This is a genomic window from Brevibacterium sp. XM4083 (genome assembly GCF_006489205.2).
Taxonomy (GTDB): Bacteria; Actinomycetota; Actinomycetes; order Actinomycetales; family Brevibacteriaceae; genus Brevibacterium.
The window spans coordinates 293,955-305,820 of the sequence record NZ_VFYR02000001.1 but is presented as its reverse complement, the minus strand read 5'-3'; the positions used below and the strand labels follow the sequence as shown (position 1 = coordinate 305,820).

Sequence of the window (11,866 nt, the reverse complement as noted above, 5' to 3'; positions counted from 1 at the left end):
CCCATCCACTTCCCTTCCGCCGCCGGACATGCGATGTTTGGCCTACGCCCGATCACTCATCAGGAGACCCCATGGCCCTCAGCTCCGACTCCGCCCGCGAACCCGGCCGCGACATCGACCCCGACCGGGACCTGCTCATCGAACGCGTCATCCGCGCGCCCCGCGAAGCGATCTGGGAGGCGTGGACGAATCCTGCCCAGCTGGTCCAGTGGTGGATTCCCAAGCCGCTCGTCCTGCGCGTCGACGCCCTCGACCTGCGTCCCGGCGGCGCGTTCGTCACCGGCATGAGCGAGGACGGCCAGACATTCGTCCCGCACGTCGACGCCGTCTTCCTCCGCATCGAGGAGAACGCACGGCTCGTCTTCACCAACGCCGTCGACAGCACGTGGCATCCCGCACTGCCCGCCCCCGTTGCGATGACCACGGAGATCATCCTCGGCGACGGGGAGGCCGGCACCGACTACCGCGCGATCGTCCGCCATGCCGATCCGCAGCAGCGTGCCGCGCATGAGGAGCTCGGCTTCTTCGAGGGCTGGGGCACCGTCACCGAGGCGCTCGCCCGGCTCGTCGAAGACTGACGTCCGCGGCCGCGGTGAGTTCTCCGCAGCCGGAACGAGATCCGGGCCCGGAGCGAGATCCGGTTCCGAAGCGACGTCCGCGGCCGGTCGGCGAAGGCCTGCGGCGAGGACGAGCCCGGCGAAGAGCAGCCCTGCTGCGAGGAGCGTCCAGACGAACGGCGCGAGACCGACGAGCAGGGCGATGCCGATTCCCGCCATGGCACACCCGACCGCGGACGCTGCCCGGACTCGCTCGGAGAGTCTCAGTCCCAGGACCGACTCGAGCCCCCGCCCCAGGCTGTCCAACCGTGCCGGTGCAGGCACATCGACCTTAGCCATCCCCGCCGCGACCACGGCGGCCAGTCCGCCGACGAGGACCACCCACGGCAGCCGCGTCAACCACCACCACGGGGATTCGACGGTCGGGACCACGACGCCGCTCAGCCATGTTCCGACGCCGGTTCCGGTGCCGGCGAGCGCACCGGCCGCCGCGCCCTGGATGCCGATGAGCGCGATGATGACACTCATGTGCCAGAGGTAGACGTGCATGCCGTTGGCGTTGCCCCACGCGATCACCCGTTCCCAACCCGGGCCGCGGTCGAGGGCGGCGGCGAAGCTGTCGTGGACCAGCCGCAGCAGACACAGCTGCACGAGTCCGAGGAGGACGAGGGCGCCCGTGGGCGGGTTGAGGTTGACGAGCATGTTCGGACTGTAGACACCGGCGGAGACGAGCAGGACCAGAGCACCGAGCGCCATCGCTGCGACCGCGGCGAGCCCGGTCGGTGCGACCGTGCGTCGGCGCAGGTCGTCATAGACGAACCCCAACTGCTGGATGAGCGGCCAGACGACGAGAAGATTGAGATAGCCCAGTCCGGTCAGTCCCGTGACACGGACGAGGCCGTCGACCATCGCGACGGCACCGGCGAGCACGACGAGGGTCCGCCTCGGCGCGCGCTCATGGAACTGCGCCATGAACGGCACGAGTGCAGTGAGACCGACGTAGACGGCGAGGAACCAAAGGGGCTGGCCGATGCGCAGGCTCGCCTCGGCGAGGAGACCGCGCGGCACGCCGGATTCGGAGGCCAAGGCGAGCCCGGTGCCGGCGCCGAGGACGAGCACGGTGACAGGGGCGACGAGCCTGCGGACGCGCACCCGCAGGTAGTCGGCCCCAGTGCCGCCGCCGGCGATCGTGCGCCGCCACTGCTGGAGGGCCGCGAACCCGCCGATGGCGAAGAAGAGCGGCATGATCTGAAACGCCCATGAGGCGAGCGCGAACCCGGTCGTGCCCGACAGCGCCACCGTCGGAACGATCGCACCGTCGGTGCCGAGCTCGACCCCGCTCATCATCGTGTGGAGGACGACCACGACGAGGAGGCAGCCGAAGCGCACGAGATCGAGAACCCGATCACGCGTGAATGGGCGGTCCGCAGCGATGGGCGCGGTTCTGCTGAGGGACATCGTGACTCCTGGTTCGACGGCGAGTGCCTGGCGGGAGCGACGTTAGGGAGCGGGTCCGGGAGTCCGCATCACCTCAGAGGTGCGACCTGGCGATCAGGTGTCATACCTGCGGGGGACGCGGCGCTGTCGGACAGCGCTCCCGAGTGCGAGAATGGCAGCAGACCCGACGTCAGGAGCAGCGACCATGACCATCGCCTTCGCGACCACCGCCCTGCCGATCATCGGCGCCCCCATGGCCGGCGGGACCACGACCCCCGACCTCGTCGCCGCCGTCGCCCGCGCGGGCGGGTTCCCCTTCGTCGCCGGCGGCTACCTCACCGCCGAGGCGATGGCCCCGCTCGTCGAGGCCGCGCGCGAGGAGACGGAGACGTTCGGAGTCAACCTCTTCGCCCCCAATGCCGTCGCACTCGACCGCGAATCCTTCGACGGCTTCGTCACCGCCCTCGAACCGCGGGCCGCCGACCTCGGAGTCGCTCTCGATCGCGACCCGGTCAGCGACGACGACCACTACCCGGCGAAGATCGACTGGCTCGTCGCGCACCCCGTGCCGCTCGTGTCGATGACCTTCAATCTCCCCACCACCGAGGTGGTCGACCGCCTCCACGCCGTCGGCACCCAGGTCGCCGCCACGGTGACTGCGGTCGACGAAGCCCGCGACGCAGCCGCTCGCGGTGTCGACGCCCTCATCGTCCAGGGCCCGAGCGCCGGCGGGCACACGGGCACCGCGGATCCGACTCGCGAGATCGAGGACCGTCCCACGGTCGATCTCGTCCGGGAGATCCGCGCCGAGGTGGACCTCCCCATCGCCGCCGGAGGAGGAGTCGACGGTGCGGAGGCCGTGGCCGCCCTCCTCGACGCCGGGGCGAGCGCGGTCGTCGTCGGGACCCTCCTGCTCCTCGCCGACGAGGCCGGCACGTCGGCACCGCACCGGGCCGCCCTCCAGGATCCGGCCGTCTATTCGCAGACCCGCCTGACACGGGCCTTCACCGGTCGGCCGGCGCGAGCCCTCGTCAATGACTTCGTCCGTGAGTTCGATCCGATCGCCCTCGACGCCTATCCGGCGCTGCACCATCTGACGAAGGGACTGCGGGCCGCGGCGAAGCAGGCCGGCGACCCCGACAACCTGCACCTCTGGGCCGGCACCGGCTACCGCGCGGCGCGACCGGAGCCGGCTGAGACGATCCTCAAGGGCCTCGGCGGCCGATTCGCCCGGTAGGGCGCCAGGGCGCCCTACCCTCCGGCGACGACGAGACCGGACTCGTAGGCGGCGACGACGATCTGCGTCCGGTCCCGCAGTCCGAGCTTCGCAAGGATCCGTGACACATGGGTCTTCACCGTCTGTTCGGCGAGGAAGAGGTCGGCGGCCACCTCGGCGTTCGTCCTGCCCTTGGCGACCAGCGTCATGACGTCGATCTCGCGTTCGGTGAGCTGGCCGAGCACGGCGGTGTCCTTTGCGACCGTCGGACCGCTGACGTATTCGGCGATGAGGCGTCGCGTCACCGACGGGGCGAGCAGCGACTCACCGGCGGCGACGACGCGGACGGCATTGATGAGATCCTCGGCGGTCGCATCCTTGAGGAGGAACCCGCTGGCCCCGGCGCGCAGAGCGGCGAAGACGTACTCGTCGGCGTCGAAGGTCGTGAGCATGATGACCTTCGGGTGATCACCGGGCATCGCGAACACCGCCCGGGTGGCGTCGAGCCCGTTGAGCTGCGGCATGCGGATGTCCATGAGAATGACGTCGGGCGCGGTGCGACGCACGAGGTCGACGACCTGCGCGCCGTCCTCGGCGCTGCCGACGACGCTCATGTCCGACTGGGCGTCGAGGAGCGCTCCGAACCCCTGACGGACCATCGCCTGATCGTCGACGATCGCGACGCGGATGGGGGTGGGCTGAGTGTCCGGCATGCTCTCACGCTACCCGACTGCAGGCAGCGGACCGTCGCACACACGGGCACCGCCTGGCGACGTCGGCCGCGAGGACCACCTCGGCGGCTGCCAGGTTCACCCCTGAGTATGATGCGCGACCGCAGACCGCCTCCCTAATGTGCCTCTCGTCGGCGAACCCCTCGTCGATCCGAGAACACAGAGGAGCAGCCTGATGAACACCTTCGCCGCGCAGCCACCGCACACCGTTGTCGCGCCCGCGTCCGCCGACCGACCACCGAGCGACCCGGCAGCGACACCCCACAGCCACGGCTCAGGGTGGTCGCGCCGGGTCCGCACCCTCGGTCGCGATGCTCGCCTCGTCGTTCCGGGTCTGGCAGTCTCGGTCGCGGCCGTCATCATCCTCATTCCGCTCTTCGCCCTGGCCCTGGGCACGGCGGTCATCTGGGTCGGCGTCCTTCTCCTTCCCGTCGTCCTCGTCGTCGCCTCGAGCTTCGCTGATCTCTCCCGCGCCCGTGTCAGGCAGTGGGGTGCCCCGCTCGCCGCTGTGCCTCATCGTCCTCGCGGGCACGGGCTGCGGGGGTGGCTGAGCATCATCGGCGACGGGAGGCGCTGGCTCGACCTGCTCTTCGAATCGCTCTTCGCCCTGCCCGTGCGCATCGTCACCTTCAGCGTCGCAGTGTCCTGGTTCTTCGGCGGGCTCGGCGGACTCACCTACTTCTGGTGGGGCCGCTTCCTCCCCGACGACGGATCGGGTCTGATCGACCTCATCGTCGCCGGATGGAACCGGTCACCCGTCGTCGATCTCGGCTTCACTGCCGAGGCGACCTTCCAGTTCGCCGCCGGTCTCGTCCTTCTCCTCACCTTCCCCTTCGTCCTCCATGCCATGGCGCTGCTCGAGGTCGCCGCGGTCACCGCGGGGCTCAATCCAGTCGTGACAGCGCCGACCCCGGCGAGTCGACCCGGCACCGCTGCATGGGGCACATCGACTCCTGCGTCCTCGTCGAGCGGCGTCCTGTCGACCCCCACTGCCTCGACTGTGTCACACGCCACTGACACGATGGTGGTGGACACCGCCCAGACGGTGTCACGATGACCACGCTCATCCGACCGCCGCAGTCCCCCACACCACAGCGATCGTCCGAATCGCAGGAGACCACTGACATGCACACGCCCACCGCGCCGCTCGAGCCTGCTGACACGCAGGAGCCCACCCAGTTGCAGGCGCTCATCGGTTCCGACGGCTGGTACTGGCTGACGACGATCCTCGCCGCCGTCGTGCTCGTGGCCGTCGGCTGGCCCGTCTTCGCCTCGGCGTACGGGATGTGGGTCGTCGTCGCGATGCTCATCGCCCTCGGTCAGGCGGTCGCCCCCGTCCTCGCGATTCGCCTGCCCACCCTCGCCGTCGTCGTCGGCGCGGTGTCCTCGGCCGCCGGCATCGCCGCGACTGCGCATACCTCCGGTCTCGTCTGGCCGTGGGCGGTGACGACGACGATCGCCCTCGGACTCACCTGCATCGTCCTCGGTCTCCGTCACCGCTGGCCCCACCTTGTGGCCGCCTGGGCGGTCAGCGCCGTCATCGGCGCGGGCAGCCTGCTCCTCCCGCACGCCGGGGCCTTCCAGGGAGCGTTCGCGAACGCGATCACGACCGCGGCGATCACCGCCGGGGTCGGAGGCATCGCCGTCCTGCTGCGCCTGTGGCTGACCGGACGCAGTCAGTTGGCCGCCGAACGTCGGCTCGGTGCCGCGGAGGCGGCCAAGCGCACCGAACTCGACAACCGCAACCGCATCGCCCAGGAACTCCACGACGTCGTCGCACACAGCATGTCCGTCATCAGCGTGCAGGCGACGACGGCGCAGTACCGGCTGCCCGACCTCGACCAGCGCAGCCGGGAGGAGTTCGATTCGATTGCCGGATCCGCCCGGCAGGCGCTCACCGAGATGCGCGGACTCCTCGCTGTCCTCCGCGGCAGCCACGACGCCGATCTGGCACCGCAGCCGACGATCGATGACATCCCCGGGCTCGTCTCGGCGACGCGGAGCACGGGCGCACACGTCGACCTCGAGTTCGCGCCCGATTCCGCCCGCGTCGCTCCGACAGCCGGTCTCACCGCCTTCCGTGTCGTTCAGGAGGGCCTGTCGAACGCGCTGCGTCATGCCGCGGGAGCGCCGATCCAGGTGGACGTCACATCCGTGGACGCCGGGATCGTCGTCTCCGTCGTCAATGGCGCGCCCAGCGCGCGGAACCGAACCGCTGCCGGCGCGGGGAACGGGATCGCACCGGACCCGCAGACTGCGGCCGGAGCGGGTTTCGGTCTCACCGGCATGCGAGAGCGGGTCGAGGCACTCGGCGGCAGACTCACCGTGGGACCCACAGAGGAGGGCGGCTTCGCCATCACCGCGGTCCTGCCGACGGTGTGAGCGCATCGGCGCCTCCACTCCGGGGGCCGGGCCCGCGACGCGAACCCGGCGGGAGATCCCCGTGACGCCACGGTCGGCCGCGACGTCAGATCCATCCGCCGAGGCTGTCCTCGACGACATCGCGACCGAGGTCGCCGCGTGGCGGAGGAACTTCACGGGGGTGCGCTTCACGGTGTGAGGGCAGTCCCGGTGCGGGCACGCCGGAGGGGGTTCCCGGGCCCAGGTCGCGATGGGCGCGGACAGGTCGTCGCGCAACTGTCGCACCGGGGCCGATCGCGCCGACTGTGCCTGCAGTCCGCGGCACCCGCAGTTCGGGACCACGACGACGGGCGTCGAGGATGACGACGAGCGCGAAGACGATCGGCGCGGCAGTGCCGACCGCGAGCACCGCCGGCGGCGTGTCCGTCGCATTGAGATCGGTGCCGGCGATGATGCCGAAGCCGAAGGCGAAGAGGTTGTTGACCGTGTGGAAGGCGATCGCCGCCTCGAGCCCGTTCGTCTTCAGCGTGAGCACACCCATGACGACGGCGAAGATCCCGACGCTGATGAGACCGGGCACATCATAGATGTGTCCGGCCACGAAGAGCGGGATAGGCAGGAGAAGTGCCCACGCAGGATGACGCATCCAGCTGCCGATGACGGTCATCGCAAGCCCGCGGAAGACGAGCTCCTCGCTCATCGCCTGGAGTGGGACGAGCAGCAGGACGAGGACCAGCTGCAGCGCGAGCTGGTGCCCCCATGCGACGCCGTGTTCGATGGCGACCGTTTCAGGCGCGATGATCCCGAGGACGACGAGACCGACCGCCCACACCACCAACGAGAGCAGAAGATACCGCCCCAGCAGCCGCCACCGCATCCCTCCGGGAACTGAGTTGGGCCGAGCGCGGGTCTGCTGAGCCCACGAGCCGTCTGCGCCGTCGCCCCTCCCGTCGAACCCCGTGCCAGCAGGGTCCGCCGCCGCATCGGCCCTCAGTCCGTCCGGGTCGGCCTCCGCACCAGCCGGGTCCGTCGCCGCAGCGGCCTCAGCGTTGACCCCTGACCCTGCTGCCCCGCCGCTCCTCCGCACGGAGATGAGCGGGAAGAACCAGCGCTGGTAGACGGTGAGCATCGCCAGTTCGAGGGTCGGCCACATGAGGATGACGGACAGCAGCATCGTGAGGAGACCCGTCACCGTGTTGAGATCGTCGATGCCGGCGACGGCGGTGTCGACATCGTCGGCACTGAGTCCCAACCAGACGGCGACGACGGTGAGGAGTCCGACGAGGAAGACGAGGTAGTACAGTGCGGCAAGCCCGACGAGGAGGGCGGGCTTGAACCAGCGGTTGCCCGGCAGATCGCGGAGCAGACGCAGATACGCGGTGGGGATTCGAGGGCTCATGCTCTCCACCGTTCCACGGTCCGCCCGTGGCCGCTGTCCGTCATCGGCATGGACATTCTCATCCTTTCGGCTGACCTCGCCGAGGCGACCGCCCGGGTATCGTCGAAGGGTGCCCTTTCGCGCCCGCCACCACCGTTTCTTCCGCGCCGCCCTCTGGACGACGATCTGCTTCGTCATCGGCGCACTCATCGTTGCCGGTCTCATTGCCGCCAACTGGTCGAACCCGAACGATCCCGCTGTCGACGAATTCAGCCGAAACGCCGAGATCACCATCCACATCGTCTTCGGGGCGATCTCCCTGGCCTGCCTGCCCATCGTCCTCTGGCTCGACGGGCGGACCGTTCCCCGCTCGACGCTGAGGCCCAAAGTCCTGGCGGCTGAGAAGCTCCGGGAATTCCTGTCGACGAGTGGCCGCGGAGGCGAGACGTTCCTCGACCGGGACGGATCGGTCGAATCCCTGCAGCGGCACACCGGAGGGTGGATTCCCGTCACGCTCGGTCTCATCGGCGTCGCCTTCGGAACCATCGGAGTCCTCGGAATCGCGTCGTCGGGGCTGCTGATGATCACGCTGTGCGCGCGGCGCAACTGGCTCCTCACCATCTCGACGCTCCTCGTCTCGATCGCCGCACTCACCTTCGCCTACGTCATCACCCCCACGGCCCTCGGCGGCTTCCAGCTGCCCGTCTACCTCTTCAATCTGTCGTCCCTGTCGATCATCGTCGTCATCGGCGTCATCCGCGGTGCCCGTGAGCAGGGCTTCATCGACTCCGCCGCCCAGACACTCCTGCGCGGGCAGTCCCGGCAGGAGCGGGCGATCGCCGAGGTGCGCCGGAGCATCGCCCGCGACATGCACGACTCCCTGTCACACCACCTCAGCGTCATCGCGATGTACTCCGGTGCGCTCTCCGTCCGCGAGGATCTCGACCCGGCGTCGGTGCGCGAGAGTGCCAGGCTCATCGCCGACAGCGCCCGCCGCTCCGGCGTCGAACTGCGCGAAGTGCTGACGATGCTGCGCGGCGACGACCAGGGCACCGTCGTCGATCCCGACCTCGAACCACTCGTCCGCGGCCGTGCGGACAGCGTCGACCTCGTCTACGAACCGCCGCTCACCGCCGCATCGCTCCACAGCCTCGGCGCCCTTGAACGCACGACGATCTACCGCTTCGTCCAGGAGGCGATGACAAACGCCGTCAAGCACGCGCCCGGCGCGCGGCTGACGATCACCGTCGCCGTCGACGCCACAGGAGACGCCCTGCTGCTCACCGCGAGCAACCCGGTGACGCGCCACCGTGCCGTCGGCGCCGGACGCAGCACCGCGGTGCCGCCTCAGATGTCGCCGATCGCCGGATCCGGGCTCGGACTGCTCGGCCTGCGCGAGCGGATGGAGGCGATGGGCGGCGACCTCACGGTCACCACCGGACCCGATTTCGTCCTCCGCGCGCGGATTCCCGCGCCCGGACTCAGCGCCTCACCGGATTCCGCACCCGCTGACGACAGCGCGCGGCAGACCCGCGACAGCGCCGACCCGGAGACCGAGGAGCACGGACGGTCGAGTCTCGAACGCGCGGTGCCCGACCAGCGGCCCACCGCCCGCCCCGCCTCCGCCCCGTCGACCGAGGAGACCGCATGAGCCTGAGGATCATCATCGCCGACGACGAGTCGCTCATGCGCTCGGGACTCACGCTCCTCCTCGGCGCCGCGAAGGACATAGAGATCGTCGCCGAGGCGACCAACGGCGAGGAGGCCGTCGCCCTCTCCCGTGAGCTCGCTCCCGATCTCATCCTCATGGACCTGCGGATGCCGGTCATGGACGGGCTCGCGGCGACCCGCACGCTCATGGCGCAGGCCGACCGCCCCGAGGTGCTCGTCCTCACCGCGTTCGGCACCGACGAATTCGTCCACGAGGCGCTGCGCGCTGGGGCCGCCGGCTACATCCTCAAGGACACCCCGCCCGATGAGCTCATCAACGCGGTGCGCGCCGCCGCCGGCGGCACGCGCACGCTCTCACCCGGAGTGATGGATTCGCTGCTCGACCAGGCGCGATCGGCTGACGGCCGCGCACCGCAGCGGCAGGACGGGGTCCCGACCGCCGGCAGCAGCACCGGCCGTGACGACGCGTTCCTTGCCGGAGCCTTCGGACGGTCGACCGGTCAGGGCGGCCCGGGCAGCATGCGGAATCCTGCCCAGCCGAATCGCCCCGATCCGCTCGCGGCGCTGACCGCGAGGGAACGGGAGATCGCCGAGGCGGTGGCGAGCGGCATGACGAACGCCCAGGTGGCGCGGTCGCTCTTCGTCTCGACAGCGACCGTGAAGACCCACCTCGCGAGGATCTTCGACAAGCTCGAGGTGAGCACCCGCGTCCAGCTCGCCCTGCTCGTCAACGAGTCCCGCTGACCTCAGATCACTTCGGCGCCATGCGGATCGCGCCGTCGAGGCGGATCGTCTCTCCGTTGAGCATCGGGTTCGCGACGATCGATTCGACGAGCTGGGCGTATTCGGCGGGCTTGCCCAGCCGCGCGGGGTGGGGCACGGACTTCCCCAGCGATTCCTGCGCCTCGGCGGGCAGTCCTGCCATCATCGGCGTCTCGAAGATGCCGGGGGCGATCGTGACGACGCGGATGAGCGAGGCGGCGAGTTCGCGCGCCATCGGAAGGGTCACCGCGGCCACCGCGCCCTTCGACGCGGAGTAGGCGATCTGTCCGATCTGGCCGTCGAACGCCGCGACCGAGGCGGTGTTGACGATGACGCCGCGCTCTTCGCCGACCGGCTCCTCCTGCTGCATTGCGGCGGCGGCGAGGCGGCAGACGTTGACGGTGCCGACGACGTTGATGGCGAGGACCTTGGTGAACGCGTCGAGGGGCAGCGGGCCCTTCTTCGACACGAGCTTGCCCGGGGTCGCCACGCCCGCGCAGTTGACGACGATGCGCAGGGAGCCGAGCGCGGTGGCCGTGTCGACGGCTGCCTGCACCTGTGCTTCGTCGGTGACGTCAGCGGCGACGAAGTGGGCACGGTCGCCGAGTTCGCGGGCCACCTGCTCCCCCACCTCGGCGTTGAGGTCGACCATGACGACCTGCGCCCCGCCGGCGAGCAGCGTCTCCGTGGTGGCGCGGCCGAGCCCCGAGGCTCCGCCGGTGACAAGGGCGACTGTGTCTGTGATGTCCATGGGATTCCTTCGCGTCGGGGACGGCGGGGATCACGGCGCCGGGTCCGGCGCTGAGCGATCGTTCACTGATCCGACCCTACCCCAGCGGTGTCGCCCAGATCACAGGGGGTCACTCGCCGAGGTGGTGCCCGGCCGCCCGCGGCCACCGGCGTTCCCGGCGCCGAGGTCCGGCCGCCTCGGCGAGGTCGTCCGGACACGACACAGCCCGCCGGCCGCGGACACGGCAGGCGGGCTGGGTGATTCGCTCAGACGGTGACGGAGGCGGCGTCCTCGCGGACGCCCTTGAGCGCGCCGCCCCAGGCGACGAGGTCATCGACCATCGAGGCGAACGGTGCGGCGGACACCTCGGTGGGCGTGAAGGTGCCGTCAGTGACATCGGTGAAGATGCTGAAGGAGGCCTGGTCGCGGACGACGGCGACCTTGTAGTTGGCGAGGATGTGGCGCAGGTGCTCGGCCGCGCGCACGCCCTTGTCGGCTCCGTAGTTGACGATGCCGGCGACCTTGTGGTTGAACTCGGCGGCGACGAAGTCGAGTGCGTTCTTCAGCGAGCCGGAGATCGAGTGGTTGTACTCAGGCGTGACGAAGATGAAGGCGTCGAACTCGTCGAGCTTCGCCGCCCAGGCCTTGGTGTGGGCGTTCGCGTACATCTGGGCACCGGCGGGGATGACCTCGTCGAGGAGGGGGAGGTCGAAGTCGGCGAAGTGGACGACCTCGGCGGTGATGTCGTCTCGGGCGTCGAGCTGGTCCTTGACCCAGGCGACGACCTGCGGGTTGAGGGCCTGGGGACGGTTGGTGCCGGGAATGATCGCGACCTTGAGCATGAATGTCCTTCGCTGTCTGTCGATGGTGAGCAGTGGACCGGCGACATCCGCCGCCGGAACCGGGCCGGCGCCGGAGATGACGACGGCTCCACCGACTGACAACATGCTTGAAACTTTAATCATTCCGAAGTTGCAGGGTGACGGTCCTCACAGTGAGGTTCTGCGGTATTGTCGAGGGGCG

General features: G+C 69.9%; 10 protein-coding genes and 1 pseudogene. 6 read left to right on the top strand and 5 right to left on the bottom strand.

The features are described 5' to 3' along the window. Positions 1-71 precede the first annotated feature (71 nt). Positions 72-578 carry an SRPBCC domain-containing protein gene (locus tag FJ887_RS01310; protein WP_171006962.1) on the top strand — a complete coding sequence of 169 codons (507 nt, stop codon included), beginning with the start codon at positions 72-74 and terminating at the stop codon, positions 576-578. Between the two features lie 396 nt (positions 579-974). On the opposite strand, the pseudogene FJ887_RS01305 reads toward FJ887_RS01310, so the two are convergent. Next, positions 975-2,015, bottom strand: a pseudogene (locus FJ887_RS01305) (acyltransferase family protein); the annotation flags it as partial. Positions 2,016-2,199: 184 nt separating this feature from the next. On the opposite strand from FJ887_RS01305, the gene FJ887_RS01300 reads away from it, so the two are divergent. Further along, positions 2,200-3,231 carry an NAD(P)H-dependent flavin oxidoreductase gene (locus FJ887_RS01300; RefSeq protein ID WP_137824464.1) on the top strand — a complete coding sequence of 344 codons (1,032 nt, stop codon included), beginning with the start codon at positions 2,200-2,202 and terminating at the stop codon, positions 3,229-3,231. Between the two features lie 14 nt (positions 3,232-3,245). Here the strand turns inward: FJ887_RS01300 and FJ887_RS01295 are convergent, their stop codons facing one another. After that, positions 3,246-3,923 carry a response regulator gene (locus tag FJ887_RS01295; protein ID WP_137824463.1) on the bottom strand — a complete coding sequence of 226 codons (678 nt, stop codon included), beginning with the start codon at positions 3,921-3,923 and terminating at the stop codon, positions 3,246-3,248. 193 nt (positions 3,924-4,116) lie between these two features. Between FJ887_RS01295 and FJ887_RS01290 the strand changes: the two genes are divergently transcribed. Both FJ887_RS01290 and FJ887_RS01285 read left to right on the top strand, forming a co-directional pair. After that, on the top strand, positions 4,117-4,998 hold the full coding sequence (locus FJ887_RS01290; protein WP_137824462.1) for a sensor domain-containing protein: 882 nt from the start codon (positions 4,117-4,119) through the stop codon (positions 4,996-4,998). Between the two features lie 68 nt (positions 4,999-5,066). Further along, on the top strand, positions 5,067-6,323 hold the full coding sequence (locus tag FJ887_RS01285; RefSeq protein WP_137824461.1) for a sensor histidine kinase: 1,257 nt from the start codon (positions 5,067-5,069) through the stop codon (positions 6,321-6,323). A gap of 85 nt (positions 6,324-6,408) precedes the next feature. On the opposite strand, the gene FJ887_RS01280 is transcribed toward FJ887_RS01285, so the two are convergent. Then, positions 6,409-7,701: a CPBP family intramembrane glutamic endopeptidase gene (locus tag FJ887_RS01280; protein ID WP_171006958.1), complete on the bottom strand. Its 1,293-nt coding sequence runs from the start codon at positions 7,699-7,701 to the stop codon at positions 6,409-6,411. Between the two features lie 109 nt (positions 7,702-7,810). Between FJ887_RS01280 and FJ887_RS01275 the strand changes: the two genes are divergently transcribed. Together FJ887_RS01275 and FJ887_RS01270 are read left to right on the top strand one after the other, a co-directional pair. Then, positions 7,811-9,331: a sensor histidine kinase gene (locus FJ887_RS01275; RefSeq protein WP_249356532.1), complete on the top strand. Its 1,521-nt coding sequence runs from the start codon at positions 7,811-7,813 to the stop codon at positions 9,329-9,331. Continuing rightward, entirely contained in the window at positions 9,328-10,095 is a 768-nt protein-coding gene (locus tag FJ887_RS01270; RefSeq protein WP_137824458.1) for a response regulator transcription factor, read from the top strand. The genes FJ887_RS01275 and FJ887_RS01270 overlap by 4 nt, the downstream gene beginning before the upstream one ends. Positions 10,096-10,102: 7 nt before the next feature. On the opposite strand, the gene FJ887_RS01265 is transcribed toward FJ887_RS01270, so the two are convergent. Both FJ887_RS01265 and FJ887_RS01260 read right to left on the bottom strand, forming a co-directional pair. Continuing rightward, a complete protein-coding gene (locus tag FJ887_RS01265) occupies positions 10,103-10,864 on the bottom strand; it encodes a 3-hydroxyacyl-CoA dehydrogenase (protein WP_137824457.1) in 762 nt (253 codons plus the stop codon). 245 nt (positions 10,865-11,109) lie between these two features. Beyond that, positions 11,110-11,790, bottom strand: a complete 681-nt coding sequence (locus tag FJ887_RS01260) for an NADPH-dependent FMN reductase (RefSeq protein ID WP_349290509.1) — start codon at positions 11,788-11,790, stop codon at positions 11,110-11,112. Positions 11,791-11,866: the final 76 nt, after the last annotated feature.